Below are 26,517 nucleotides of genomic sequence, written 5' to 3'. Positions count from 1 at the left end.
AAATCTTAGAAATTGTGATAAAATAGGTAGGATAAAAAAAGGAGAGTAAAAATGGCGAATCCCAAGTATAAACGTATTTTAATCAAGTTATCAGGTGAAGCCCTTGCCGGTGAACGTGGCGTAGGGATTGATATCCAGACAGTTCAAACAATCGCAAAAGAGATTCAAGAAGTTCATAGCTTAGGTATCGAAATTGCCCTTGTTATTGGTGGAGGAAATCTCTGGCGTGGGGAACCTGCTGCAGAAGCAGGAATGGACCGCGTTCAGGCAGATTACACTGGAATGCTTGGGACCGTGATGAATGCTCTTGTGATGGCAGATTCATTGCAACAAGTTGGTGTCGATACGCGTGTGCAAACTGCCATTGCGATGCAACAAGTGGCAGAACCTTATGTACGTGGACGTGCCCTTCGCCACCTTGAAAAGGGTCGTATCGTTATCTTTGGTGCTGGGATTGGTTCACCTTACTTCTCAACAGATACAACAGCAGCCCTTCGTGCAGCTGAAATTGAAGCAGATGCCATCCTTATGGCTAAAAATGGCGTAGACGGTGTTTACAATGCCGATCCTAAGAAAGACAAGACTGCCGTTAAGTTTGAAGAATTGACCCACCGTGACGTTATCAATAAAGGTCTTCGTATCATGGACTCAACTGCTTCAACTCTCTCTATGGACAACGACATTGACTTGGTTGTCTTTAACATGAACCAACCAGGCAACATCAAACGTGTTGTATTTGGTGAAAATATCGGAACAACAGTTTCAAACAATATCGAAGAAAAGGAATAAGAAAATTATGGCTAATGCAATTGTAGAAAAAGCTAAAGAGAGAATGACCCAGTCTCACCAATCACTTGCTCGTGAATTTGGTGGTATCCGCGCCGGTCGTGCCAACGCAAGCTTACTAGACCGTATCCACGTAGAATACTATGGAGTCGAAACTCCTCTTAACCAAATCGCTTCAATTACCATTCCAGAAGCGCGTGTCTTGTTGGTAACACCATTTGACAAGTCTTCATTGAAAGACATCGAACGTGCCTTGAACGCTTCTGATCTTGGTATTACACCAGCTAATGACGGTTCTGTGATCCGCTTGGTTATCCCTGCTCTTACAGAAGAGACTCGTCGTGACCTTGCCAAAGAAGTGAAGAAGGTCGGTGAAAATGCTAAAGTAGCTGTCCGCAATATCCGCCGTGATGCTATGGATGAAGCTAAAAAGCAAGAAAAAGCAAAAGAAATCACTGAAGACGAATTGAAGACTCTTGAAAAAGATATTCAAAAAGTAACAGACGATGCTGTGAAACACATCGACGACATGACTGCCAATAAAGAAAAAGAAATCTTGGAAGTCTAAAAATAAACAGAAAAACTCAGTTGGCATTGCTGGCTGAGTTTTATTCGAAAGAAGGAAATATGAATACAAATCTTGCAAGTTTTATCGTTGGACTCATCATCGATGAAAATGACCGTTTTTACTTTGTGCAAAAGGATGGTCAGACCTATGCTCTTGCCAAGGAAGAAGGTCAACATTCGGTAGGTGATACGGTCAAAGGTTTTGCCTATACGGATATGAAGCAGAAACTCCGATTGACCACTTTAGAAGTGACTGCCACTCAGGACCAATTTGGTTGGGGAACCGTAACAGAAGTTCGTAAGGACTTGGGTGTCTTTGTCGATACCGGTCTACCTGACAAGGAGATTGTAGTGTCACTTGATATCCTCCCTGAGCTCAAGGAACTCTGGCCTAAGAAGGGCGACAAACTCTACATCCGTCTTGAAGTGGACAAGAAAGACCGAATCTGGGGACTCTTGGCGTATCAGGAAGACTTCCAACGTCTGGCTCGTCCTGCCTACAACAACATGCAGAACCAAAACTGGCCAGCCATTGTTTACCGTCTCAAGCTGTCAGGAACATTTGTTTACCTACCAGAGAATAACATGCTTGGTTTCATTCACCCAAGTGAACGTTACGCAGAGCCACGTTTGGGGCAAGTGCTAGATGCGCGTGTCATCGGTTTCCGTGAAGTGGATCGTACCTTGAACCTATCCCTCAAACCACGTTCCTTTGAAATGTTGGAAAATGATGCTCAGATGATTTTGACCTACTTGGAAAGCAATGGCGGTTTCATGACCTTAAATGATAAGTCATCTCCTGAGGACATCAAGGCAACCTTTGGCATCTCAAAAGGTCAGTTCAAGAAAGCGCTCGGTGGCTTGATGAAGGCTGGTAAAATCAAGCAAGACCAGTTTGGTACAGAGATGATTTAGGCCTTATAGACATGATAAAGAAACTTGAAGAAATGAGTTTAGAGGAACTCTGGCAACTTTTTCCTATTTTTTTAGTAGAGCCCAAGTCAGAGTGGAAAGACTGGTATGAATCGGAAAAAACAAGTCTGAAAAAAATATTGGGTGCAAATGTTATTAAAAGAATAGAACATATCGGTAGCACTGCTATCCCTAATATTTGGGCAAAAAATATCGTTGATATTCTGCTAGAAGTAGGTGGAATAGAGGATTTAGCAAGAGTTAGGGATTTATTGGTGAAGAATGGGTGGCTAGTGATGTCGGAAAGTCCTAACAGGATTTCGCTAAATAAAGGATATACAGAGCAGGGATTTGCTGAGAAAGTTTTTCATTTACATTTGCGAATGACGGGAGATCATGACGAGATTTATTTTAGAGATTATCTCTGCCAGCATCCAGATATTGCCCAAGCGTATCAGGAATTAAAACTAAGTTTGTGGAAAAAATTTGAACACAATCGAGACGCCTATACAGATGCTAAAACAGATTTTATAAACCACTACGTTTCAGAGGCTAAGTCCAGTAATTTTCAAGAATCAGAAAAGTGTCATCAAAAAACTCTTGATAGGAGAAAGAATTGAGAAAATCATTTTACACTTGGCTCATGACCGAGCGCAATCCTAAAAGTAGTAGCCCTAAAGCCATCTTGGCAGACCTCGCTTTTGAAGAGTCAGCTTTTCCAAAACATACAGATGATTTTGATGAGGTGAGTCGCTTTTTGGAGGAACATGCCAGTTTCTCTTTCAACCTAGGAGACTTTGACGCCATCTGGCAAGAATACTTAGAACACTAGAGACAATGAGATGAGGCTAGTATTTTATTGTTCTCTTTGCTATAATAAAAAGAAATAAACGGATTAGAGAGGTTCTTTATTTGAAGGAACATTCAATAGACATTCAACTAAGTCATCCAGATGACCTGTTTCATCTTTTTGGTTCCAATGAGCGCCATCTTCGTTTGATGGAAGAAGAGCTCGATGTGGTGATTCATGCCCGTACGGAGATTGTCCAGGTTATCGGAGAAGAGACTGCCTGTGAGGAAGCCCGTCAGGTTATTCAGGCTTTGATGGTCTTGGTAAATCGTGGAATGACAGTCGGCACACCAGATGTGGTCACTGCGATTAGCATGGTCAAAAACGATGAAATCGACAAGTTTGTCGCCCTTTACGAAGAAGAAATTATCAAAGACAATACAGGGAAACCGATCCGTGTCAAAACCTTGGGTCAAAAGCTTTATGTGGACAGTGTCAAACAGCATGATGTGACCTTTGGAATCGGACCTGCAGGGACTGGGAAGACCTTTCTTGCAGTGACCTTGGCAGTGACTGCCCTTAAACGTGGGCAAGTCAAGAGGATTATCCTCACTCGTCCAGCAGTGGAAGCTGGCGAGAGTCTAGGTTTTCTTCCTGGTGACCTTAAGGAGAAGGTGGATCCTTACCTTCGACCAGTTTATGATGCCTTGTATCAGATTCTCGGCAAAGACCAAACGACTCGTCTCATGGAGCGTGAAATTATCGAAATCGCGCCCCTTGCCTACATGCGTGGGCGGACCTTGGACGATGCTTTTGTCATTTTAGATGAGGCACAAAATACGACCATCATGCAGATGAAGATGTTCTTGACCCGTTTGGGATTTAATTCTAAGATGATTGTCAATGGAGATATCAGCCAGATTGACCTGCCACGCAATGTTAAGTCTGGTTTGATTGATGCTCAAGAAAAGCTCAAGAACATTCACCAAATTGACTTTGTTCATTTTTCAGCCAAGGATGTGGTTCGCCATCCAGTTGTTGCTCAGATTATCCGAGCCTATGAACCAGCTCCAGTTAAAAATGAAGAAAAGAAGGAAGAAACAGAATAGCAAAAGAGCAGTTCAGATTTGAACTGCTCTTTTTAATGAGTGTATAGCTTTAAACAAGTTCGTCGATTGACGTGTGATCTTTATCGAGGCCTTGAGCAACTGGGAGGCTGGTCAAGTAACCTTGATAAGTGGTCACACCTTGACGCAAGCCCTCATCTTCAGCAATTGCTTGTGCGAATCCTTTGCCAGCAAGAGCTTCGATATAAGGAAGAGTGACATTGGTTAGGGCGATAGTAGAGGTACGAGCAACTGCACCAGGGATATTGGCAACGGCATAGTGGAGAACACCGTGTTTTTCATAGACGGGTTCATCGTGTGTTGTCACACGGTCAGCTGTTTCAATAACACCACCTTGGTCAACGGCCACGTCAACGATGACAGAGCCTGGACGCATTTGTTTGACCATCTCATCTGTCACCAATTTCGGTGCTTTGGCACCAGGGATGAGCACCGCTCCAATCACTACATCAGCATCTCTCACACTTGCTTCGATATTGAAAGAATTAGACATAAGAGTTTGGATTTGGTTTCCAAAGACTTCTTCTAGAACTGAGAGACGCTTAGCACTGATATCTAAAATAGTCACTTGAGCACCAAGACCAAGGGCGATGCGGGCAGCATGTGTACCGACGACACCACCACCGATGATGGTTACTTTTCCTTTTGGAACGCCTGGTACACCACCTAGTAGGACACCAGAACCACCAGCTTGCTTAGTAAGGAAGTGAGCTCCGATTTGAACAGCCATACGGCCGGCAACCTCACTCATAGGAACGAGGAGAGGTAGTTGTCCTTGATTGTCACGAACAGTTTCATAGGCAATTCCTGTTGTTTTTGCTGCTAGCATGGCATCTGCTAATTCTGGCGCAGCGGCCATGTGCAAGTAGGTGAAGAGGAGAAGATCGTCGCGCAAATAAGCATATTCAGAAGCTAGTGGTTCTTTTACTTTCACGACCAACTCGGCAGCCCAGGCTTCGGCAGCAGTAGCGACAATCTCAGCTCCTTGCTTTTGATAGTCAGCATCAGTAAATCCTGAACCGAGACCAGCATTTGTTTCGATGAGGACACGATGTCCACGAGAAACTAAGCTATGGACACCAGCAGGTGTGAGGGCAACGCGGTTTTCGTTATTTTTAATTTCTTTTGGGATTCCGATTAACATAGAGATAACCTACCTTTCAATTGACGGGATTGTTTTAGTTGTCACATTCCAGTTCATAAATCAAAAATGTGATGGTTTTATTGTATATGAAACCGCTTCAAAAATCAAGAAAAACTTGTCATCCAAATTTATTTATGCTAGACTAGTGAGAATCAAGCTCTAATGGAGGGAAAAGTATGGAATCAATATTTGTGAAATTTGCCCAGTATCCATCTATAGAAATGGAGCGTTTATTGCTCCGACCTGTAACCTTGGACGATGCAGAAGCTATGTTTGAGTATGCCTCAGACAGAGAAAATACACGCTACACTTTTCCAAAAAATCAAAGTTTAGAAGAAACCAAGAACAACATCGCTCAGTTTTACTTGGCTAGTCCCTTGGGCCGTTGGGGAATCGAACTAAAAAGCAATGGTCAGTTTATCGGTACCATTGATTTGCACAAGATTGATACTGTTCTTAAGAAGGCAGCTATTGGTTACATTATCAATAAAAAGTATTGGAATCAAGGATTGACAACAGAAGCCAATCGAGCCGTGATTGAACTGGCTTTTGAGAAGATTGGAATGAATAAGTTGACCTCTCTTCACGATAAGGAAAATCCTGCATCTGGCAAGGTCATGGAGAAATCAGGCATGCGTTTTTCCCACGAAGAACCCTATGCCAGAATGGATAATAAAGAACCAGGTAGAATCGTCACAAGAGTTCATTATGTCTTGACTAAGGAAGACTATTTTGCAAATAAATAAGCAGTTGAAAAGATTTTTCAGCTGTTTTTTTCTTCCTCTTACGAATAACTTAAGAGAGGAGAAAATATGGAAGCAATTATCGAGAAAATCAAAGAGTATAAAATCATTGTCATCTGTGCTGGTTTGGGTTTGGCCTTGGGCGGATTTTTCTTGCTAAAACCATCTACACAAAAACCCGTCACAGAAACAAACTTGCAGGCTGAAGTTGCAGCTGTTTCAAAGGATTCATCATCTGAAAAGGAAATCAAGAAGGAAGAAAAGGATGAGTCTGCTGAACAAGATCTAATCACAGTAGATGTCAAAGGTGCTGTTAAATCGCCAGGAATTTATGATTTACCAGTAGGGAGTCGTGTTCATGATGCCGTTCAGAAAGCTGGTGGATTGACAGAGGAGGCAGATAGCAAGTCGCTCAATCTCGCTCAGAAAATCAGTGACGAGGCTCTTGTCTATGTTCCAACTAAGGGAGAAGAAGCAGCTAGTCAGCAGGCTGCCTCTGGAACGACTCCTTCGACAAGTAAAGAAAAGAAGATTAACCTCAATAAAGCTAGTCTGGAAGAACTCAAGCAGGTCAAAGGCTTGGGAGGAAAACGAGCCCAGGATATTATCGACCATCGTGAGGCAAATGGCAAATTCAAGTCGGTAGATGAATTAAAGAAGGTCTCTGGTATTGGCGCTAAGACCATAGAAAAGCTAAAAGACTATGTTACAGTGGATTAAGAATTTCCCTATCCCCCTAATCTATCTGAGTTTTCTGTTACTCTGGCTTTACTATGCCATTTTAGGAGCGTCCTATCTCTCACTGCTAGGTTTTGTTTTTTTGCTTGTCTGTCTCTTTTTCCAATTTTCTTGGAAATCGGCTAGTAAAGTTCTAGCGATTTGTGGAGTTTTTGGTTTTTGGTTTTTGTTTCAAACTTGGCAACAGACACAAGCTAGTCAAAACCTAGTGGATTCTGTTGAGAGGGTACGGATTTTACCAGATACCATCAAAGTCAATGGAGAAAGTCTGTCCTTTCGGGGCAAGGCTGACGGCCGTACCTTCCAAGTTTACTATAAACTCCAGTCTGAGGAGGAGAAAGAGCAATTTCAAGCCTTGACAGATCTTTATGAGATAGAACTAGAAGGAAAACTGTCCGAGCCAGAAGGCCAGAGGAATTTTGGTGGATTTGACTACCAGACCTATCTGAAGACTCAGGGGATTTACCAGACACTGACTATCAAGAGCATCCAGTCACTTAAACAGGTTAGCAGTTGGGATATAGGTGAAAGCCTATCCAGTTTACGTCGAAAGGCTATTGTTTGGATTAAGAGCCATTTTCCCGACCCTATGCGCAACTATATGACAGGGCTTCTTTTTGGACATCTGGATACCGACTTTGAAGAGATGAATGAACTTTATTCTAGTCTTGGTATTATCCACCTCTTTGCCTTATCTGGTATGCAGGTAGGATTCTTCATGGATGGATTTAAGAAACTCCTCTTGCGATTAGGCTTGACTCAAGAAAAGTTGAAGTGGCTGACCTATCCTTTTTCCCTTATCTATGCAGGTCTGACAGGATTTTCAGCATCTGTCATTCGCAGTCTCTTGCAAAAGTTACTGGCCCAACATGGTGTTAAGGGCTTGGATAATTTTGCCTTGACGGTCCTTGTCCTTTTTATCATTATGCCCAACTTTTTCTTGACAGCTGGAGGGGTCTTGTCTTGCGCTTATGCTTTTATCTTGACCATGACAAGCAAAGAAGGCGAGGGGCTCAAGGCTGTTGCCAGAGAAAGTCTGGTCATTTCCTTGGGAATATTGCCCATTCTATCCTTTTATTTTGCAGAATTTCAGCCTTGGTCTATCCTTTTGACCTTGGTATTTTCCTTTCTGTTTGATGTGGTCTTCTTGCCGCTTTTGTCCATCTTATTTATTCTGTCTTTTGTTTACCCAGTCACTCAGTTTAACTTTGTCTTTGAGTGGTTGGAGAACATCATTCGCTTGATATCGCAGCTGGCAAGCAGGCCTCTTGTCTTTGGTCAACCCAACGCGTGGCTGTTGATGCTACTGTTAATTTCCTTGGCTTTAGTCTATGATTTGAGGAAAAACATTAAAAAGCTAACAGTATTGAGCTTATTGATTGCAGGTCTCTTTTGCTTGACTAAGTATCCACTGGAAAATGAAATCACCATGCTGGATGTAGGGCAAGGGGAGAGTATTTTCCTACGGGATGTGACTGGTAAAACCATTCTCATAGATGTTGGTGGTAAGGTAGAAGCTAGTAAGAAAATCGAGGCCTGGCAAGAAAAGGCGACGACCAGCAATGCCCAGCGAACCTTGATTCCCTATCTAAAAAGTCGCGGAGTAGACAAGATTGACCAGCTGATTTTGACTAACACAGAGAAGGAGCATGTTGGAGATTTGCTGGAGGTGACCAAGGCTTTCCATGTCGGGGAGATTTTAGTATCAAAAGGAAGTTTGACACAGAAGGAATTTGTGGTAGAACTAGAAGCAAGCCAAACCAAGGTTCGGAGTGTGACAGTTGGGGACAAGATATCCATTTTTGGAAGTCAGTTAGAAGTGTTATCTACAAGGGAAAATGGAGAAGCTAATCCCGATGATTCCTTGGTTTTTTATGGGAAACTTTTGGATAAGCACTTTCTCTTCACTGGAAACTTGAAGGAGAAGGGAGAGAAGGATTTTCTAAAGCAATACCCTAACTTAGAGGTGGATGTCTTGAAAGCAGGCCAACATGGTTCTAAAACGTCCTCAAATCCAGTTTTTCTAGAAAAACTCAAACCAGAGATCACTCTCATTTCAGTTGGAAAGAACAATCGTGCCAAACTCCCCCATCAGGAAACTTTGACCCGACTGGAAGTCATCAAGAGTAAGATTTACCGAACCGATCAGCAAGGAGCCATTCGCTTTAAAGGATGGAATAGTTGGCGAATTGAAACGGTTCGATAAAATAGACAAACTTTTCGAAAAATTGACTTTTTATCTTGACAAGGAATAGAAAACTTGGTATCATATAAAAGTTGAGAAAAGCAGAAGTGAGAGCTTCTCGCCTTGTGACATCAAGTTGCCTGGCCCTACGGATGAAAAGTTTCTAAGAAACGCTATCATAACGTGCGGGCTTGTATCATTACGAGCCCGCTCTTGTTTTTCTCTAATAATAAAAAAGAGGTGAAAACCATAGCAAAGCAAGACTTATTCATCAATGATGAAATTCGTGTACGTGAAGTTCGCTTGATCGGTCTTGAGGGAGAACAGCTAGGCATCAAGCCACTCAGCGAAGCGCAAGCATTGGCTGATAGTGCAAATGTTGACTTAGTATTGATTCAACCCCAAGCAAAACCGCCTGTTGCTAAAATTATGGACTACGGTAAGTTCAAATTTGAGTACCAGAAAAAGCAAAAAGAACAACGTAAAAAACAAAGTGTTGTTACTGTGAAAGAAGTTCGTCTGAGTCCAACTATTGACAAGGGTGACTTTGACACAAAACTTCGCAATGCACGCAAGTTCCTTGAAAAAGGAAATAAAGTTAAGGTATCCATTCGCTTTAAAGGGCGTATGATCACCCATAAAGAGATTGGTGCAAAAGTTTTAGCCGAGTTTGCTGAAGCAACACAAGATATTGCGATCATCGAACAACGAGCTAAGATGGATGGACGCCAAATGTTCATGCAGTTGGCGCCAGCAACTGACAAAAAATAATTGTCAGAAAGTTAAATAAAGGAGAAAAAATCATGCCAAAACAAAAAACACACCGCGCATCAGCTAAACGTTTCAAACGTACAGGTTCTGGTGGACTTAAACGTTTCCGTGCTTACACTTCTCACCGTTTCCACGGAAAAACTAAGAAACAACGTCGTCATCTTCGTAAAGCATCTATGGTGCATTCAGGAGATTTCAAACGTATCAAAGCAATGCTTACTCGCTTGAAATAATAGCCTAACAGTAAGTAAACAATTCTAGGAAATATTTGGAGGAAATAAAACATGGCACGTGTTAAAGGTGGCGTTGTATCACGCAAACGTCGTAAACGTATTCTTAAATTAGCAAAAGGTTACTATGGAGCTAAACACATCTTGTTCCGTACTGCAAAAGAACAAGTAATGAACTCTTACTACTATGCATACCGTGACCGTCGTCAGAAAAAACGTGACTTCCGCAAATTGTGGATCACTCGTATCAACGCTGCAGCCCGTATGAACGGACTTTCATACTCACAATTGATGCATGGTTTGAAATTGGCTGAGATCGAAGTAAACCGTAAAATGCTTGCTGACTTGGCTGTTAACGATGCAGCAGCTTTCACAGCTCTTGCAGATGCAGCGAAAGCAAAACTTGGTAAATAATGACAAACTGTTTCATTCTTACTCTTGTGGTTTTTATCGCAGGAGTAAGGTGAAACTTTTTTGTTTTCTTTAAATGATTTTCTATTTTAGAGAGCAAATCACAGATTTTTTCAAAGAAAATAGGATATTTCTTGTATAATAGGAATATCTAAAAAGATTTGGAGTTAGAAGAAGATGATAGTTGGTATTGATTTAGGAACGACTAATTCTTTAGTAGGGGTTTATCAAGATGGTCAGGTTAAGTTGATTCCCAATGCTTTTGGTGAGTATTTGACGCCTTCTGTTGTGGCTTTGGATGACAATGATGAGATTATAGTTGGAAAAATTGCCAAGGAACGCTTGGTGACACACCCAAATAAGACGGTTTCACAGTTTAAGCGTTTTATGGGGACCAAACATGAGTTGACGCTAGGAAATCGAGCATATAAGGCTGAAGAATTAAGCTCCTTTATCATTCGAAAGTTGGTAGATGATGCAGAGACCTATCTTGGAGAAAAGGTCGAGGAAGTGATTGTCAGTGTACCAGCCTATTTCAACGATGCTCAACGCTATGCGACCAAACTAGCAGGGAAATTTGCAGGCGTTCAGATTGATCGGATTATCAATGAACCCTCTGCAGCGGCTCTTGCTAAAAGATCTATGGTAAACCAAGAAGATCAATCTTTTATTGTGGTCGATTTTGGCGGTGGGACTCTTGATATTTCAGTTGTAGAGCTTTTTGATAACATTGTCGAAATCGTGTCGATCGCAGGGGACAATCGTTTGGGAGGAGAAGACTTTACTGCGGCTATTGCTGAGGAATTTTTAGTTTCCAATCAATTAACCAAGGATACGATTTCCCGAGAATTTTATAGCAAAATTCTGGTACAGGCTGAAAAGACAAAACTAGAACTCAATGATAAAGAAGAAGTGAAGATGACGGTTCTGGACCAAGAACAGGAATACACTTTAGACTTGAGCTACCAACGCTTTTATGAGCTTTGTCAACCTCTGCTAGCCCGTGTTAAGGCCGTTTTGGATCGTGCCTTGATGGATGCACGCTATAGCTATGTATCATCAGATAACTTTGTTCTTGTTGGGGGGACTTCGAAACTCCGCTTGGTTCAGGACTTTTTATCCTACTGTATCAATCAAATGGTTCAGGTATCGGATGATCCTGATCGGATGATTGCGAGAGGTTGTGCCCTTTTAGCAGGAATAAAAGAACGTCAAGGTGAGATACGAGATTTATTACTGTCTGATATTTGTCCTTTTACACTGGGGATAGAGATAGTTGGCGACCGCTTTTCTCCGATTATTGAGCGAAATTCCACCCTACCTGCTTCACGCATTGAGCAGTATTATACTGCTGAATTGGGACAGAGCCAAGTCAAGATAAAGGTTTATCAAGGTGAGATGATGAAGGCTTCACAAAACCTCTTCTTAGGTGAATTAGAAGTTCCCGTACCTGTGAATACTCGCGAAAAAGAAAGTTTAACAGTTCGTTTCACCTATGATTTAAATGGAATTTTGGATGTCGAAGTGAAAATTGATTCCACACAGGAAGTCTTTAGTCATGTTATTCTCCAAGATAGCATTACCCTGACAGAAAAGGAAATCAAGGTTAAGCAAGCAGAATTGTCTCGCTATAAGATCAATGCTCAAGAAACAGAGGTTTACCGCTTCTTGATGGAGAAAGCAAATCGTCTTTACAGTATGCTTTTAGGAAGCAGAAGGGAAGAACTGATGGCATCAACTAGACAATTTGAAGAAGAAGTGAACAAAGCTTCTATGTACCATCTACCTAAACTCTATCAATCATTTTCAAACTACCTAGAGTTCTTAGAGCGAGGACTGTAGAAGAGGAGACGATATGAATATATGGGAAACTTTGGGGATAGAGCCAACAACTGACGTCAAGCTTATTAGAAGGCGTTATGCTGAACTGGTCCGCCTCTATCACCCAGAAGACCAACCAGAAATTTACCAAGAAATTGTTGAAGCATACCAAGAGGCCTTGACTTATGCGAGGTCTAGAAAAACGAGACTAGAAAATAGTCTAAGAAAAGCGAGTGACTCCCAAGAGGCTACTGAACTTGAAGAAGAGGCAAATGGAAAGTCTAACTCTAGTTTCAACTTTGAAAACTTGACTGAAGAAACAAAGACTGAGAACGAAGAGTCTGAAACATCTAGCCTTGATTTCAGTGATTATCAGCAATCAACTGATAAAACCAGCGATTCCTTTAATTTTGAAACTTTTAAAGCAGAAGAGGATGAGCCAAAGTCCACCCTTGACTTTAGTAGTTATAATGAAGCAGCCTATTTAATTCGAAATGCGGTTGAAAGTATTGTTAAAAATGATGATTACAGCCCAGAAGAGCAAGAACATCTATGGCGTCAGTTCTTTAGTCAGTATCAGTATGATATGGACATTGTTCAATCCGTTTTAGAGGAAATGGATGTTTATATTTTCAACAAATCGGAGCAATTTTCTATCGTCATTCCTTTGCTGGAAGACTATGTACCTGACTTTCGATACTGGGGATATTACTATAAACTCAAGTACTGGCAAGTTAAAAGAGATATAGCAGAAGAGGAAGGAAGTTCACTTGAAAGCGCACAAGAAGCCACTGAACAATTCTCTTATTCCTATCAACTTTGCCAAGAAATTCTTCAAGATTCTAACAAAGCAAATCAATTAAGTTCTTGGATAGAGTTTTTCAAGCACCCCTATTTGGCCTTTATGGTCTTGGATCAAGTAAATCAGAATCGTCAAATAATCAAAAGCGTTCCTGTTTTAACCTATATCCTTGAAAAAAACCGACAAGTCATATTTGAAGAGGATTATCCACTCTTGGATGACTTGGTTCATTACTTAGAGCAAGTAAAAGAGGAGCTGGGAGAAAACGTTGACTTTAGTCACTACGCTCTAGATAATCCAGATGAAGTTGAGGCGGCCTTTTATGAACTGCTCCATGCTCGCTATCAAGACGAATACAAACTTTTACGTGATTGGCAATATCTTTTTGAAACAGTCAAAGATCATACTCTCCTACTTTATTTGTTAGAAAAAGTGGACGTCTATCCTTTAACCAATGCGAAAGTGTTAGCTCTCGTTCTTCAATTTGTAGAGCGTTACAGTGATGAGGAAGCAAGTCCATATCTGAAAAAACTTCATTTCTGGAAGAGTGTCCAATCTTATCCTTCAGTGTTAGAGGAGTACGCACTAGATAAAAAAGAAAATTTTGACTACTGGTACAATGAAGGTTATCTCTATATTGATAAGCTCACCAAGAGTGATGAAGATATCAATAATTGGGAGAAGTGGAAAAGCTACTTTAAAGGAAGACCACGCATTCTAACGGTTTTGCTTCAACAGATCTATAAGGAGTACCATCGGTTTACAGACGGGGAGCTATTGAGATATGTTTTAACTCCTTTTCCGACCTCTAAAATGGCTAGCCAAATGATGACGGAAGAGACAGACCAGAAACTAGAAGAGATGACAGCCTATGCCTATGAACTTTGTCATCCAAAGGTCAAATTATCTTATTCGGATTGGAAAAAAAGACAGGTCTTAAAAAATAAGTTCCTTCAGTTTATCTTTAGCCTATTTACGATTGTGAGTTTGATACTCAGTGTTCTAGAGCAACCTATTTATAATTCTTGGGTTCATGCTGGTATGTTTTCTCTCTTTTACGTCTATATGCTAAAATTAAGGCAAACACCGATTGAGGAAGGAGTGACAGCTAGGGGATCAAAACGAAAATTCTACCATAGTCCCCATCCATGGTTCCTATTCATCTTGTTATTGCTCCTCGTCCTTCCATTCTTACCGTTTGGTCTCATTGGTGCCCTTATTTTCATTACATTTTTCTGTCTTATCGATGGCTTCCAGGTGAGTCAAGGGCTGAAGTGGGATTATTCTTTGGATAAGCTGATTCCTATCGGTATCTTTCTTTCTGCTGGCTTCTTATCCGCTTTGGTAAATCGAAGCCAGATCATTTCCGGAGTTGCAATGATGTACTTCCATATTTTTGTAATCCTTGTGATTTGTTTGTCTTTTACACGATTTAGTCCTGGATTTCCACCATCTCTGAAAAAAATTCTCCTTCCAGCAATCTTGGGGATCCTACTCTTTCAATTATTGCCTTTCGTTCACAGTCGTTTAGAGATCTTTAACCCAAATATCTTAAGAAATGAGACTCTGGCCTTGACGGTTATCCTCTTGTTAAATGGAATTGCCTTGTCTTATTTTACAAAGGAACAAGGCTTCATGATTGGTGTGAAGAAGGTCTTTATGATTTATGGATTGCAGATCTTTATTTTCCTAAGAAGACTGTTCCGGATTCTATTTGCACCTATACCTGATTTTAGCAAAGTTTATTTTGAAAAAGACCTGTTAATCTTGAATAGCGAATTTGCTTTCTACTTCCTCGAGGGACTCTTTGTCCTTATCATGCTTTTCCTTATTGGCAATATACGCAAGGAAAATCGGAAAAATTCTGCATAGAATGATAGCGCAGAGAAGAGGACTCTAGTTCAAGTTCCTAGTAAATTTTTCTGAATAAAGGTATAATGGAACTATTCAAATGAAAGAGGTAATGAAAATGGCTTCAAAAATGCTACACACTTGCTTGCGAGTAGAAAATCTTGAAAAATCAATCGCATTCTATCAAGATGCTTTTGGTTTTAAAGAGTTGCGTCGTAAGGATTTCCCAGATTATGCCTTCACGATTGTCTATCTAGGACTTGATGGTGATGACTACGAGTTGGAATTGACCTATAACTATGACCACGGCCCTTATGTGGTAGGAGACGGCTTTGCCCATATCGCCCTCAGTACACCTGACCTTGAGGCACTTCATCAAGAACATAGCGCGAAAGGCTATGAGGTTACAGAGCCAAAAGGCCTACCTGGAAACCCACCAAACTATTACTTTGTCAAGGATCCTGATGGTTACAAGGTCGAAGTGATTCGTGAAAAATAATCCAGTACAGTCAAGTAGAATGTTCGTTTTCTACTTGACTTTTTTACTTTGAAAGAGTATACTAATACAAGTTTAACCTTTAAGGGGAGTCCAGAGAGACTCACAAGGTGTCAGATAAAAGGGATAAGGGGACTCTCTGTGGAGACTTTTTAAGCGTGCGCATGAGTTCTATCCTATCTCGACTGAGACCTTGCAATAGCAAGGTCTTTTCTTTATCTGGTCCCCTTAAAATTTAAGGAGGAAGATCATGAATCCCACATGTAAGAAGCGTATGGGTGCGATTCGTTTGGAAACCATGAAAGTGGTTGCACAGGAGGAAATCGCTCCAGCAATTTTTGAATTAGTCCTAGAAGGGGAAATGGTTGAAACTATGCGAGCAGGCCAATTTCTCCATCTGCGCGTGCCTGATGATTCCCATCTCTTGCGTCGCCCTATTTCAATTTCGTCTATTGACAAGGCAAACAAGCAGTGCCACCTCATTTATCGGATTGAAGGTGCTGGGACATCTATTTTTTCAACCTTACGTCAGGGAGATACTCTTGATGTGATGGGGCCTCAGGGAAATGGTTTTGACTTGTCTGATTTAGATGACCAGAGCCAAGTTCTCCTCGTTGGTGGTGGGATTGGTGTTCCACCCTTGCTCGAGGTGGCTAAGGAATTGCATGCGGGTGGGGTGAAAGTAGTGACAGTCCTCGGTTTTGCTAATAAAGATGCTGTCATACTCGAAAAGGAATTGGCCCAATATGGTCAGGTTTTTGTTACGACAGATGATGGTTCTTATGGCATTAAGGGAAATGTGTCAGTCGTCATCAATGACTTAGACAGTCAATTTGATGCGGTTTACTCATGTGGAGCTCCAGGAATGATGAAGTACATTAATCAAAGGTTTTATGACCACCCAAGAGCCTACCTATCTCTGGAATCTCGTATGGCTTGCGGGATGGGGGCCTGCTATGCCTGCGTTCTAAAAGTGCCAGATAGTGAGACTGTCAGTCAACGCGTCTGTGAAGATGGTCCTGTTTTCCGCACAGGAACAGTTGTATTATAAGGAGAGGGTTATGACTAACAAACGTTTACAAGTTTCTCTACCAGGCTTGGATTTGAAAAATCCCATCATTCCAGCATCAGGCTGTTTTGGTTTTGGTCAAGAGTATGCCAAGTACTATGATTTAGATCTTTTAGGCTCCATTATGATCAAGGCGACGACACTTGAACCCCGTTTTGGCAATCCAACTCCCAGAGTAGCTGAGACACCTGCTGGTATGCTCAATGCAATCGGTTTGCAAAATCCGGGTTTAGAAGCTGTTTTAGCTGAGAAATTGCCTTGGCTGGAAAGAGAGTATCCTACGCTTCCTATCATCGCAAATGTTGCAGGCTTTTCAAAACAAGAGTACGCTGCCGTTTCTCGAGGAATTTCCAAGGCTGCAAATGTAAAAGCTATCGAGCTCAATATCTCTTGTCCTAATGTGGATCACGGCAATCATGGACTTTTGATTGGGCAAGATCCTGACTTGGCTTATGAAGTGGTAAAGGCAGCTGTGGAAGCCTCTGATGTGCCAGTTTATGTTAAATTAACCCCTAGTGTAACGGATGTTGTCACCATCGCCAAAGCCGCAGAAGATGCAGGGGCAAGTGGCCTAACCATGATCAATACCCTTGTTGGTATGCGCTTTGACCTTAAAACCAGAAAACCAATCCTAGCCAATGGAACAGGTGGAATGTCTGGACCAGCAGTCTTTCCAGTAGCCCTCAAACTCATCCGCCAAGTCGCCCAAACAACCGACCTTCCCATTATTGGAATGGGAGGAGTGGATTCGGCTGAAGCAGCGATAGAAATGTATCTAGCTGGTGCATCTGCCATCGGAGTTGGAACAGCCAACTTTACCAATCCTTACGCTTGTCCTGATATCATCGAACATCTACCAAAAGTCATGGATAAGTATGGCATTAGCAGTTTGGAAGAATTACGCAAGGAAGTCAAAGCCAGTCTGAGATAAGCTAGTCTTTCCTTATCGTCAACAAGAAATAGAATCTTCATCAATTTGTAATATTTCCGTCGATTAACTATGTTACAATAGGGTTTAGAAAACGTTATTGGAGCATTTAAATGAAACGATGGAAAGTGGCCCTAGTAAGTGCTAGCTTATTGGGGTGTTTTTTTACTGTAGTGGAGACAGCAAAAGCAGAAGAGGGGACTTGGCAAGGAAAGACCTACCTCAAAGCAGACGGGAAACCAGCAACCAAGCAATGGCTTTTTGACCAAACGCATCAGAACTGGTTTTATCTTAAAGATAATGGTCAACGTGCAGAAAATGGCTGGTTGACAGTTGGTGGTAAAGATTACTATTTTAACGAAGCTGGAAAATTAGCTACGAAAACGTGGGTTGGCCAGTACTATGTGACTGAAAGTGGTGCTAAAGCAAAGGAACAGTGGGTATTTAATCAGGAAAAAGAATCCTGGTATTATCTAAAGTCTGATGGTCAGAAAGCTCAAAAAGAATGGATTCAACAAGGTCAAGAAAAATATTACCTTAAAGAAGACGGGAAAATGGCCAAAGATGAGTGGATCACTCAAGGTGAGAACCAGTACTACATCAATTCACAAGGTAAAATGCTGAAAAATGCTTGGCTTGGTAAAAGCTATATATCAGAAAATGGTAATAAGGTTAAACAAGCCTGGATTTATGATGACAACTATAGCAGTTGGTTCTACCTTCAACAAGATGGTACCTATGCTGAAAATAGGTGGTTAACTATAGATGGGAAGGACTACCATTTTAAATCAGGCGGTTATCTTTCTACTGAACGTTGGATTGATCGCTTCTATGTTGCGAAGAGTGGAGCTAAATTGAAATCGGAATGGCTCTTTGATAAGAATTATGATGCTTGGTTTTACTTGAAAGCTGACGGAACCTATGCCGAAAAAGGCTGGGAAACGATTAAAGAAAAAGATTACCATTTCAAATCAGGCGGCTATCTTTCTACCGAGCGCTGGATAGATCGTTTCTATGTTGCGAAGAGTGGAGCTAAATTGAAATCGGAATGGCTCTTTGACAAGAATTATAACTCTTGGTTTTACTTGAAAGCTGACGGAACCTATGCTGAAAAAGGTTGGCAAACCATCAAAGGAAAGGATTACCATTTCAAATCTGGTGGCTACCTCTCTACGGAAACTTGGATTGACCGTAATTATGTGACAAGTAGTGGATCAAAAGCTGGTAAAGGATGGCTCTTTGATAAGAATTATAACTCATGGTTCTATATCAACTCTGATGGAAATTATGCCAATAAAGAATGGCTCTGGGATAATGGTTACTACTATCTCAAATCTGGTGGTTATATGGCTGCGAGTGAGTGGGTATGGTACAAGAATAACTGGTTCTACCTCAAGTCAAATGGAAAGATGGCTGAGAAAGAATTAATCTACGATTCATCCGACCAATCATGGTACTACCTTAAATCAGGCGGTTATATGGCAAAAAATGAAACTGTGGATGGTCATACCTTGGATGCTTCTGGTAGATGGCATGTTGCGGATAAAACCAAATATTACAAAGTTAAACCAATCACTGCCTATGTCTATAGTGCATCTGGAGAAATCTTGAGTTACATTAACCAAGGAAGCATTGTTTCACTGGATAGCTCGACGCGAAAAGGCGGCCGACTTGCAGTTTCGATTTCTGGCTTGTCTGGCTATATGAATCAAAGTGATTTGACAGCAGTAGATGAAGGTAGCGAGTTTATCCCTCATTATACTAGTGATGGGAAATTCCTCTACCATGAACTCTCTCCATATACGAGTATCAAAGTAGCTCCACACACCTCTGCTATGGTTATTGGTAAGAAGTACTACTCAACTGATGGAGAGCACTTTGATGGCTTTACCATTAAAAATCCTTTCCTCTATAAAAACTTAAGAGAACCAAGTAATTATAGTGCAGCTGAATTGGATAAACTGTATTCGATGATGAACTTGCAGGATAGTCCTCTAGCAGGTAAAGGAGCGACTTTCAAAGAAGCTGAGGAACGCTACGGTGTCAATGCCCTTTACTTGATGGCACATAGCGCTCTTGAAAGTGCGTGGGGACGTAGTCAAATTGCCAGAGATAAGAACAACTTCTTTGGTATTGCTGCTTATGATACTAGCCCATATCTCTCAGCCAAGAGCTTTGATAATGTGGACAAAGGAATTCTTGGAGCGGCCAAGTGGATTCGTGAAAATTACATTGACTATGGTAGAGACCACCTTGGAAACAAGGCAACAGGAATGAATGTTCGCTATGCTTCCGATCCGTACTGGGGTGAGAAGATAGCCAGCATCATGATGACCATCAACAGCAAACTTGGTGGGAAAGACTAATCAAAAGAAATCAACGGTAACTACTGAGAAGTGGTTATCGTTTTTGTTTTGAACATTGGAGGAGAAATAGTATAATAACAGTCTCTTTATTCTTGAACAATTAACAAAATGATAGTAAAATGTAATAGGAGATATTAATCTAATTACTATATAAATAGGAGAATTTTATGAAAAAGCTACTATCCTTCTCAATTGCCTTACTTTCAATCACAACACTAGTTGCTTGTTCTGGACATAAGGCGGAATCAAAGGTCCCAGAAGAAAAAATTGAACAGAAGCAACTCAAGTTTGATGAGAAGTTGTTTAAAGAAGCTGGACTCTTGCCTTTTAAAAATGAGAAACAACTAGAACTTGGGGAATTGGATTCTAAATCACGCGCAACGGGTGCTCATATTCAACTTAAGGACAGCGATGAGCCAACTGAGAAGAGAGAGCCTAAGATAAGTTATAACCCAGTTGGTTGGCATAACTATAATTTTTACTATGGAGATGGTTCTAAAAAGGCTTGGTTAATGAATCGAGGCCATTTGATTGGGTACCAATTTAGTGGATTGAATGATGAAAAGAAAAACTTGGTCCCTATGACTAACTGGCTCAATGCTGGAACTTATTATGGTACAGATAATACTAATCAAGAAAGTATGCTTTATTATGAAAATCGATTGGACTCTTGGTTGGCCAATCACCCAAACTACTATCTTGATTACAAGGTGACCCCAATCTATCAGAAAGATGAATTGATTCCGAGACAAATTGAATTGCAGTATGTGGGAATAGATGAAAACGGCAAACTCTTGGAAATCAAATTGGGTGGTAGTAAAGAAAAGGTTGATCAGTATTCAGTGACACATGTTATTTTAGACAATGTTTCAGCTAATGCGGAAATCAATTATTTGGATGGTACGGCTAAAAATACAGTTGAAAACAAAGAAGAAAAAGCTAAAAAAGAAGCTGAAGAAAAGGCTAAGAAGGAAGCTGAGGAAAAAGCCAAGAAAGAGGCTGAAGAAAAAGAAGTAACTGAAAAGAAAGCAAAAGAAGAAGAACAGGAAAAAGCTCGTCAAGCCGCACAAGAACAAGAAGAAAGCCAGGAATCAAACTCGCAATCAACAAATTCAGGTGGTTACTTTAGAGATAGAAACGGAAGATGGCACAGACCAAATGGTAAATTCGCTTCTAAGAAAGAAATTAGAGAAGCCGGATTGCAGTGGTAGTGAGAATTTAGCAGATACACAGTCAAAAAGCCGTTGGAAAACGGTTTTTTGTTATAATTAAATGAAGAATGTAGAATTAAAGGAGAATATCATGACTTTTGAAGAAATCCTGCCTGGATTAAAAGCTAAGAAAAAATATGTACGAACTGGTTGGGGAGGGGCTGAAAACTATGTCCAACTCTTTGACACTATCGAGCAAAACGGGGTTGCACTTGAAGTGACGCCTTATTTCCTCATCAACGTGTCAGGAGAAGGGGAAGGTTTTTCCATGTGGAGCCCGACACCTTGTGATGTTTTGGCGACGGATTGGGTAGAAGTGTATGACTAGACGAGTATTGATTACGGGAGTAAGTTCAGGGATTGGTCTAGCTCAAGCACGACTCTTTTTAGAGAATGGCTATCAAGTTTATGGAGTTGACCAAGGTGAAAATCCACTCTTACAGGGTGATTTCCACTTTTTACAGAGAGATTTGACCTTGGACTTGGAGCCAATTTTTGACTGGTGTCCTCAGGTGGATGTCTTGTGCAATACTGCTGGAGTTTTGGATGATTTCAAATCACTTTTGGAACAGTCTGCCCAGGAAATTCAAGAGATTTTTGAAATCAACTATGTGACTCCTGTTGAGTTGACTCGCTATTATTTGACACAAATGTTGGAAAATAAAAAAGGAATCATTATCAATATGTGTTCGATTGCCTCAAGTCTAGCTGGCGGAGGTGGTCATGCCTATACTTCCTCTAAGCATGCCTTGGCAGGATTTACCAAGCAGTTGGCCCTAGACTATGCTGAAGCTGGAATTCAGGTCTTTGGTATCGCTCCAGGAGCTGTTAAGACAGCTATGACCGCTGCCGACTTTGAGCCAGGTGGGTTGGCTGACTGGGTGGCTAGTGAAACACCCATCAAACGCTGGATTGAGCCAGAGGAAGTAGCAGAGATTAGCCTTTTCTTAGCAAGTGGAAAAGCGAGCGCCATGCAAGGACAAATCCTGACCATTGATGGTGGCTGGTCTTTGAAGTAGGAGGAGTTGGATGGAAATCAAAAAACACTTTGGAGTCTATGCTGTTTGCTTTGAAAATGGGAAGTTACTCTGCATTGAAAAAACGAGGGGCCCTTATCAACATCGTTATGATTTACCCGGTGGTAGTCAGCAACTTGGGGAAGGATTGACGGAAACGCTGATTAGAGAAGTTATGGAAGAGACGGGATATACTGTTAGAAGCTACTCTAATCCTCGAATCTACGATGTTTTCGTCAGGGAAGAGTTAAAAAATTTTATGGTTCACCATATCATGGCCTTGTATGATGTTGAAATGAATGAGATTGTACCTCAAGTTACGATTTCGGAAGCTGTGCCTGATGGTGGGAATGATTCACTTGGTTATATTTGGATGGATATTCAAAAAATCACAGAAGAAAATGCATCACCATTAGTCTTGAAGGTCATGTCTGAATTATTAGGATTTCCAGAGCTGGACAAGACCTTGTATATGAATTGGAAGGTGAGAGATGAGAAACCAACTTGCTCTTAGTGGCGAACAAATTGTTGAAAAAGTTTACCCTCAATTATTGCATCATGTTGGTATGATTCGTGGGGAATATTTGTTGAGAGAGCTTAATCAGAACATCCTATTAGCACGTTGTCAGCAATTTGTAAAAGATTATCTAGACACCATTTGCTCCTTGTACTCAGATGAAGAGGTTTGGTATCGTTTTTCAGAGTTAACAAATACAGAAGCTAATTGTTTAGAGGGAACTAAAGAGCATTTTGATGAAAATCATCCCTTGTTTGGATATAGAGGAACTAGGCGTTTGCTGGCGTGTCCTGATGAATTTCAGGCTGAGGCACATGTCGTTACAGAAGTTTATCAAACAAATCCCAATTTGTCTGTTATTTTTCCTTTTGTCAATAATTCTGAGCAGTTAAAGCAAGCTATTAGAGTATTGCGTGAGCATGGTTTTACTGGAAAAGTCGGCACAATGATTGAATTACCGTCAGCTTATTTTGACTTGGACAGGATACTGGAAACTGGTATTTCAAAGATTGTAGTTGGAATGAATGATTTGACTTCTTTTGTTTTTGCGACTGTGAGAAATAGTCAATGGCATGATATGGAAAGTCCAATAATGTTAGATATGCTGAGAGATATGCAGGATAAAGCAAGGATGAAAAAGATTGACTTTGCTGTAGCAGGCTATCTGAATGCTTCTTTCATACAAAAAATGAATCAGACGGGTATCAAGTGTATTATCCACTACAGTTCTATTCCAGAGATTTTTAATTTAGAGATTGACCATCCAGACCACCTCAAACGTGTAAAAGAAGTAAGTAAAAAATTACAAAGGAGAAAGCCATGACACCTCAAGAAATGTGGAATGCATATAAACAAATTAACCCCTCGATTGGAGATGAGATAGATGCCTGGGCTTTTGGAGTAGAGGCAGATCTCTTAGCTGACTTGGTTCTAAGAGGCGAAAAGACAGCAACTGCCTCGGCCTATGACCTCTACGCACTAGAAGACGAACCTCTTCCACAAGAAGGGACCTTCGATGTCATTTTAGACAGTCAAAATCAGGCTGTCTGTATTGTCGAAATTACAAAGGTCTCCGTTCAGCCTTTTCATCAAGTTTCTGCTGACCATGCCTACAAGGAAGGGGAGGGGGATAAATCTTTAGCCTATTGGCGTCAGGTTCATGAGGATTTTTTCACCGAGTGGATGAGGGAAACCGGACTGACTTTTACTCCTGACAGCAAGGTTGTTTTAGAAGAATTTCGCAAAGTCTACCCACTCTAGACTGCAGAAGGAAGAAAGTTTTGGAAATCACCGTCCAATCCTTTTTTCTTAAGCAAAACATGATATAATAAGTTTGTTTGAAGAAGAGTAAAACTCTTAAACTTAGAATAGGAGAAAACTATGCAAGCAGTTGAACATTTTATTACCCAATTTGTTCCTGAACACTATGATTTATTTTTAGACTTGAGTCGTGAGACCAAGACCTTTTCTGGGAAGGTGACTATTACTGGTCAAGCACAAAGTGACCGTATTTCCCTTCACCAAAAAGACTTGGAAATCACTTCTGTAGAAGTTGTGGGTCAAGCTCGCCCATTTACAGTTGATCATGAAAATGAAGCACTGCATATCGAGCTGGCTGAGCCAGGTCAAGTTGAATTGGTTATCGCATTTTCAGGAAAAATCACAGACAACATGACAGGGATTTATCCTTCTTACTACACAGTGGATGGTGTCAAGAAGGAAGTCTTGTCTACTCAGTTCGAGAGCCATTTTGCGCGTGAAGCCTTTCCGTGTGTAGATGAGCCAGAAGCCAAAGCAACCTTTGATCTCGCTCTTCGTTTTGACCAAGCAGCAGGCGAAATTGCCTTGTCAAACATGCCTGAGATTGACGTTGAAAACCGCAAGGAAACGGGTATCTGGAAGTTTGAGACAACACCTCGTATGTCATCTTACTTGTTGGCCTTTGTAGCTGGTGATTTGCAAGGGGTAACCGCTAAAACCAAGAATGGTACCCTCGTAGGTGTCTATTCAACCAAAGCTCACCCATTATCTAACCTTGATTTCTCATTGGATATCGCTGTTCGTTCGATTGAGTTTTACGAAGATTACTACGGAGTTAAATACCCAATCCCTCAATCTCTCCATATCGCCCTTCCTGACTTCTCAGCAGGTGCCATGGAAAACTGGGGTCTAGTGACTTATCGTGAAGTTTACTTGGTTGTGGATGAGAACTCAACCTTCGCTAGCCGTCAGCAAGTTGCCCTTGTTATCGCCCACGAGCTTGCCCACCAATGGTTTGGTAACCTCGTGACTATGAAATGGTGGGATGATCTTTGGCTTAATGAAAGCTTCGCTAACATGATGGAATATGTCTGTGTGGATGCCATTGAGCCAAGCTGGAATATCTTTGAAGATTTCCAAACAGGTGGTGTGCCGGGAGCACTTAAACGTGATGCGACTGATGGCGTTCAGTCTGTCCATGTCGAGGTTAAACACCCAGACGAAATCAATACCCTCTTTGACGGAGCTATCGTCTATGCCAAAGGAAGCCGTCTCATGCACATGCTTCGTCGTTGGCTAGGTGATGCGGATTTCGCTAAAGGCTTGCATGCCTACTTTGAAAAACACCAGTACAGCAATACCATCGGTCGTGACCTTTGGAATGCACTTGGACAAGCATCAGGTCGTGATGTTGCAGCCTTCATGGATTCTTGGTTGGAACAACCTGGTTACCCAGTTCTCACTGTCAAAGTTGAAAATGATGTCTTGAAGATTTCACAAAAACAATTCTTCATCGGTGAGCACGAAGACAAGAACCGTCTCTGGGTGGTGCCACTCAACAGCAACTGGAAAGGTTTGCCAGATACACTCGAAACTGAAAGTATCGAAATCCCTGGCTACGCCGCTCTTCTTGCTGAAAACAAAGGAGCACTTCGCCTCAATACTGAAAATACTGCCCACTACATTACAGACTATCAAGGAGATTTGTTAGAAGCTGTTCTTTCTGAGTTAGAGACACTTGATAATACAAGCAAACTGCAAACCGTTCAAGAACGCCGTCTGCTTGCTGAAGCAGGGCACATTTCTTATGCTGACTTGCTCCCAGTCCTTGATAAACTTGCTAAGGAAGAGTCTTACCTTGTTGTTTCAGCTGTTTCTCAAGTGATTTCTGCCCTTGAGCGCTTTATCGATGAAGGAACAGATGTTGAAACAGCCTTCAAATCACTGGTTGCTAAATTAGCTCGCCACAACTATGACCGTCTTGGCTTTGAAGCCAAAGACGGAGAATCAGATGAGGATGAATTGGTTCGTCAGTTGACCATTTCTATGATGATTCGCTCCAATGATGCAGAAGCTAGTCAAGTCGCTAGCCAAATCTTTGCAGCTCACAAGGAGAACCTTGCAGGACTTCCAGCAGCCATCCGTGCACAAGTTCTTATCAATGAAATGAAACACTATGAGACCAAGGACTTGGTCGCAACTTATCTGGACCTCTACACTCATGCGACGGATGCGGTCTTCAAACGCCAGTTGGCAGCTGCTCTAGCCTACAGTACAGATGCTGACAATATCCAAACCTTGATTCGTTCATGGAAGGACAAATTTGTGGTGAAACCACAAGACCTTTCTTCATGGTACCTCCAATTCCTCGGACACCAAGCTACCCAAGAAACTGTTTGGGTATGGGCGCGTGAAAATTGGGACTGGATCAAGGCAGCCCTTGGTGGAGATATGAGCTTTGATAGCTTTGTCATCTTCCCATCGCATATCTTTAAAACAGAGCAACGCTTGGCAGAGTACAAGGCCTTCTTTGAACCACAACTCTCTGACCTTGCGCTTAGCCGCAACATTCGCATGGGGATCAAGGATATCGCAGCGCGTGTTGACTTGATTAAACGTGAGAAAGCAGCAGTAGAAGCTGTTGTAGCCCAATATGCTAAAGCTTAATTCATTCGAAATGTAAATAAAAAACTCAACTTTCTCTCTAAAAACAAGAGAGAGTTGAGTTTTTTTTAAGGCAATTTTGGTATAATAATCATAACAAGGAGGAGTTTCT

At 41.3% G+C, this 26,517-nt stretch carries 26 protein-coding genes and 1 other annotated feature; of the genes, 25 read left to right on the top strand and 1 reads right to left on the bottom strand.

Annotated features, from left to right (window positions below; translation table 11 throughout):
* Positions 1–51: 51 nt before the first annotated feature.
* From pyrH to MK409_RS03735, 6 genes are all read left to right on the top strand, one after another.
* Complete coding sequence (pyrH, locus tag MK409_RS03760; RefSeq protein WP_000002996.1) at positions 52–789, top strand: UMP kinase; 738 nt, start codon at positions 52–54, stop codon at positions 787–789.
* A gap of 7 nt (positions 790–796) precedes the next feature.
* The gene (gene frr, locus MK409_RS03755; protein ID WP_001262235.1) at positions 797–1,354 is read left to right on the top strand and encodes a ribosome recycling factor; all 558 of its coding nucleotides are present in this window, start codon (positions 797–799) and stop codon (positions 1,352–1,354) included.
* 59 nt (positions 1,355–1,413) lie between these two features.
* Positions 1,414–2,268, top strand: a complete 855-nt coding sequence (gene cvfB, locus MK409_RS03750; protein ID WP_268705381.1) for an RNA-binding virulence regulatory protein CvfB — start codon at positions 1,414–1,416, stop codon at positions 2,266–2,268.
* Positions 2,269–2,279: 11 nt separating this feature from the next.
* Positions 2,280–2,885: a GrpB family protein gene (locus tag MK409_RS03745; RefSeq protein ID WP_268705380.1), complete on the top strand. Its 606-nt coding sequence runs from the start codon at positions 2,280–2,282 to the stop codon at positions 2,883–2,885.
* Entirely contained in the window at positions 2,882–3,097 is a 216-nt protein-coding gene (locus tag MK409_RS03740) for a YozE family protein (protein ID WP_268705379.1), read from the top strand. The genes MK409_RS03745 and MK409_RS03740 overlap by 4 nt, the downstream gene beginning before the upstream one ends.
* Before the next feature lie 80 nt (positions 3,098–3,177).
* Complete coding sequence (locus tag MK409_RS03735) at positions 3,178–4,164, top strand: PhoH family protein (protein WP_268705378.1); 987 nt, start codon at positions 3,178–3,180, stop codon at positions 4,162–4,164.
* Positions 4,165–4,213: 49 nt separating this feature from the next.
* Here MK409_RS03735 and ald read toward each other — a convergent pair whose 3' ends face one another.
* Entirely contained in the window at positions 4,214–5,326 is a 1,113-nt protein-coding gene (ald, locus tag MK409_RS03730; protein WP_268705377.1) for an alanine dehydrogenase, read from the bottom strand.
* A gap of 176 nt (positions 5,327–5,502) precedes the next feature.
* Here ald and MK409_RS03725 point away from each other — a divergent pair, with 176 nt between their 5' ends.
* From MK409_RS03725 to MK409_RS03635, 19 genes are all read left to right on the top strand, one after another.
* Positions 5,503–6,072: a GNAT family N-acetyltransferase gene (locus tag MK409_RS03725; RefSeq protein ID WP_065371723.1), complete on the top strand. Its 570-nt coding sequence runs from the start codon at positions 5,503–5,505 to the stop codon at positions 6,070–6,072.
* A gap of 66 nt (positions 6,073–6,138) precedes the next feature.
* Positions 6,139–6,789, top strand: a complete 651-nt coding sequence (locus MK409_RS03720) for a helix-hairpin-helix domain-containing protein (protein ID WP_268705376.1) — start codon at positions 6,139–6,141, stop codon at positions 6,787–6,789.
* Positions 6,773–9,013: a DNA internalization-related competence protein ComEC/Rec2 gene (locus tag MK409_RS03715; RefSeq protein ID WP_268705375.1), complete on the top strand. Its 2,241-nt coding sequence runs from the start codon at positions 6,773–6,775 to the stop codon at positions 9,011–9,013. The genes MK409_RS03720 and MK409_RS03715 overlap by 17 nt, the downstream gene beginning before the upstream one ends.
* A 72-nt stretch (positions 9,014–9,085) precedes the next feature.
* Positions 9,086–9,217: a sequence feature (ribosomal protein L20 leader region), on the top strand.
* A 15-nt stretch (positions 9,218–9,232) separates the two neighbouring features.
* Positions 9,233–9,763 carry a translation initiation factor IF-3 gene (infC, locus tag MK409_RS03710; protein ID WP_000848184.1) on the top strand — a complete coding sequence of 177 codons (531 nt, stop codon included), beginning with the start codon at positions 9,233–9,235 and terminating at the stop codon, positions 9,761–9,763.
* A 32-nt stretch (positions 9,764–9,795) separates the two neighbouring features.
* Positions 9,796–9,996, top strand: coding sequence for a 50S ribosomal protein L35 (gene rpmI / locus MK409_RS03705; protein ID WP_001125942.1), 201 nt, complete (start codon positions 9,796–9,798; stop codon positions 9,994–9,996).
* A 51-nt stretch (positions 9,997–10,047) separates the two neighbouring features.
* Complete coding sequence (gene rplT, locus MK409_RS03700; protein WP_000124834.1) at positions 10,048–10,407, top strand: 50S ribosomal protein L20; 360 nt, start codon at positions 10,048–10,050, stop codon at positions 10,405–10,407.
* A gap of 174 nt (positions 10,408–10,581) precedes the next feature.
* Positions 10,582–12,246: a molecular chaperone HscC gene (locus MK409_RS03695; protein ID WP_268705374.1), complete on the top strand. Its 1,665-nt coding sequence runs from the start codon at positions 10,582–10,584 to the stop codon at positions 12,244–12,246.
* Between the two features lie 13 nt (positions 12,247–12,259).
* Entirely contained in the window at positions 12,260–14,899 is a 2,640-nt protein-coding gene (locus tag MK409_RS03690) for a J domain-containing protein (RefSeq protein ID WP_268705373.1), read from the top strand.
* 97 nt (positions 14,900–14,996) lie between these two features.
* A complete protein-coding gene (locus MK409_RS03685; protein ID WP_000157141.1) occupies positions 14,997–15,377 on the top strand; it encodes a VOC family protein in 381 nt (126 codons plus the stop codon).
* A gap of 247 nt (positions 15,378–15,624) precedes the next feature.
* Positions 15,625–16,425: a dihydroorotate dehydrogenase electron transfer subunit gene (locus tag MK409_RS03680; protein ID WP_268705372.1), complete on the top strand. Its 801-nt coding sequence runs from the start codon at positions 15,625–15,627 to the stop codon at positions 16,423–16,425.
* On the top strand, positions 16,388–17,374 hold the full coding sequence (locus MK409_RS03675; protein ID WP_268705371.1) for a dihydroorotate dehydrogenase: 987 nt from the start codon (positions 16,388–16,390) through the stop codon (positions 17,372–17,374). Before MK409_RS03680 ends, MK409_RS03675 begins: the two co-directional genes overlap by 38 nt.
* Positions 17,375–17,484: 110 nt before the next feature.
* Positions 17,485–19,737, top strand: coding sequence for a glucosaminidase domain-containing protein (locus MK409_RS03670; protein ID WP_268705370.1), 2,253 nt, complete (start codon positions 17,485–17,487; stop codon positions 19,735–19,737).
* Positions 19,738–19,904: 167 nt separating this feature from the next.
* Positions 19,905–20,948: a DNA/RNA non-specific endonuclease gene (locus MK409_RS03665; RefSeq protein ID WP_268705369.1), complete on the top strand. Its 1,044-nt coding sequence runs from the start codon at positions 19,905–19,907 to the stop codon at positions 20,946–20,948.
* Between the two features lie 91 nt (positions 20,949–21,039).
* Positions 21,040–21,276, top strand: coding sequence for a DUF2829 domain-containing protein (locus MK409_RS03660; RefSeq protein ID WP_033684947.1), 237 nt, complete (start codon positions 21,040–21,042; stop codon positions 21,274–21,276).
* A complete protein-coding gene (locus MK409_RS03655) occupies positions 21,269–21,967 on the top strand; it encodes a 3-oxoacyl-ACP reductase (RefSeq protein WP_268705368.1) in 699 nt (232 codons plus the stop codon). The genes MK409_RS03660 and MK409_RS03655 overlap by 8 nt, the downstream gene beginning before the upstream one ends.
* 10 nt (positions 21,968–21,977) lie before the next feature.
* On the top strand, positions 21,978–22,478 hold the full coding sequence (locus MK409_RS03650; protein WP_268705367.1) for an NUDIX hydrolase: 501 nt from the start codon (positions 21,978–21,980) through the stop codon (positions 22,476–22,478).
* A complete protein-coding gene (locus MK409_RS03645; RefSeq protein WP_268705366.1) occupies positions 22,456–23,304 on the top strand; it encodes a putative PEP-binding protein in 849 nt (282 codons plus the stop codon). The genes MK409_RS03650 and MK409_RS03645 overlap by 23 nt, the downstream gene beginning before the upstream one ends.
* Positions 23,301–23,741: an ASCH domain-containing protein gene (locus MK409_RS03640; RefSeq protein ID WP_268705365.1), complete on the top strand. Its 441-nt coding sequence runs from the start codon at positions 23,301–23,303 to the stop codon at positions 23,739–23,741. The genes MK409_RS03645 and MK409_RS03640 overlap by 4 nt, the downstream gene beginning before the upstream one ends.
* A 120-nt stretch (positions 23,742–23,861) precedes the next feature.
* Positions 23,862–26,408, top strand: coding sequence for a M1 family metallopeptidase (locus tag MK409_RS03635; RefSeq protein ID WP_268705364.1), 2,547 nt, complete (start codon positions 23,862–23,864; stop codon positions 26,406–26,408).
* Positions 26,409–26,517 lie beyond the last annotated feature (109 nt).

The organism is Streptococcus oralis (assembly GCF_026782375.1).
Taxonomy (GTDB): Bacteria; Bacillota; Bacilli; order Lactobacillales; family Streptococcaceae; genus Streptococcus; species Streptococcus oralis_CL.
Note: the sequence above shows the minus strand (reverse complement) of the source record. Positions and strands in the feature narration are given on the sequence as shown.

Bases quoted from the DNA above. Each gene is read 5' to 3' on its own strand.
- MK409_RS03725 (WP_065371723.1), top strand. From the start codon at position 5,503: ATGGAATCAATATTTGTGAAATTTGCCCAGTATCCATCTATAGAAATG.
- MK409_RS03650 (WP_268705367.1), top strand. From the start codon at position 21,978: ATGGAAATCAAAAAACACTTTGGAGTCTATGCTGTTTGCTTTGAAAAT.
- pyrH (WP_000002996.1), top strand. From the start codon at position 52: ATGGCGAATCCCAAGTATAAACGTATTTTAATCAAGTTATCAGGTGAA.
- MK409_RS03655 (WP_268705368.1), top strand. From the start codon at position 21,269: ATGACTAGACGAGTATTGATTACGGGAGTAAGTTCAGGGATTGGTCTA.
- MK409_RS03670 (WP_268705370.1), top strand. From the start codon at position 17,485: ATGAAACGATGGAAAGTGGCCCTAGTAAGTGCTAGCTTATTGGGGTGT.
- MK409_RS03660 (WP_033684947.1), top strand. From the start codon at position 21,040: ATGACTTTTGAAGAAATCCTGCCTGGATTAAAAGCTAAGAAAAAATAT.
- rplT (WP_000124834.1), top strand. From the start codon at position 10,048: ATGGCACGTGTTAAAGGTGGCGTTGTATCACGCAAACGTCGTAAACGT.
- MK409_RS03635 (WP_268705364.1), top strand. From the start codon at position 23,862: ATGCAAGCAGTTGAACATTTTATTACCCAATTTGTTCCTGAACACTAT.
- MK409_RS03695 (WP_268705374.1), top strand. From the start codon at position 10,582: ATGATAGTTGGTATTGATTTAGGAACGACTAATTCTTTAGTAGGGGTT.
- MK409_RS03665 (WP_268705369.1), top strand. From the start codon at position 19,905: ATGAAAAAGCTACTATCCTTCTCAATTGCCTTACTTTCAATCACAACA.
- MK409_RS03680 (WP_268705372.1), top strand. From the start codon at position 15,625: ATGAATCCCACATGTAAGAAGCGTATGGGTGCGATTCGTTTGGAAACC.
- frr (WP_001262235.1), top strand. From the start codon at position 797: ATGGCTAATGCAATTGTAGAAAAAGCTAAAGAGAGAATGACCCAGTCT.
- MK409_RS03645 (WP_268705366.1), top strand. From the start codon at position 22,456: ATGAGAAACCAACTTGCTCTTAGTGGCGAACAAATTGTTGAAAAAGTT.
- ald (WP_268705377.1), bottom strand. From the start codon at position 5,326: ATGTTAATCGGAATCCCAAAAGAAATTAAAAATAACGAAAACCGCGTT.
- rpmI (WP_001125942.1), top strand. From the start codon at position 9,796: ATGCCAAAACAAAAAACACACCGCGCATCAGCTAAACGTTTCAAACGT.
- cvfB (WP_268705381.1), top strand. From the start codon at position 1,414: ATGAATACAAATCTTGCAAGTTTTATCGTTGGACTCATCATCGATGAA.
- MK409_RS03685 (WP_000157141.1), top strand. From the start codon at position 14,997: ATGGCTTCAAAAATGCTACACACTTGCTTGCGAGTAGAAAATCTTGAA.
- MK409_RS03745 (WP_268705380.1), top strand. From the start codon at position 2,280: ATGATAAAGAAACTTGAAGAAATGAGTTTAGAGGAACTCTGGCAACTT.
- MK409_RS03675 (WP_268705371.1), top strand. From the start codon at position 16,388: ATGGTCCTGTTTTCCGCACAGGAACAGTTGTATTATAAGGAGAGGGTT.
- MK409_RS03640 (WP_268705365.1), top strand. From the start codon at position 23,301: ATGACACCTCAAGAAATGTGGAATGCATATAAACAAATTAACCCCTCG.
- MK409_RS03720 (WP_268705376.1), top strand. From the start codon at position 6,139: ATGGAAGCAATTATCGAGAAAATCAAAGAGTATAAAATCATTGTCATC.
- MK409_RS03690 (WP_268705373.1), top strand. From the start codon at position 12,260: ATGAATATATGGGAAACTTTGGGGATAGAGCCAACAACTGACGTCAAG.
- MK409_RS03715 (WP_268705375.1), top strand. From the start codon at position 6,773: ATGTTACAGTGGATTAAGAATTTCCCTATCCCCCTAATCTATCTGAGT.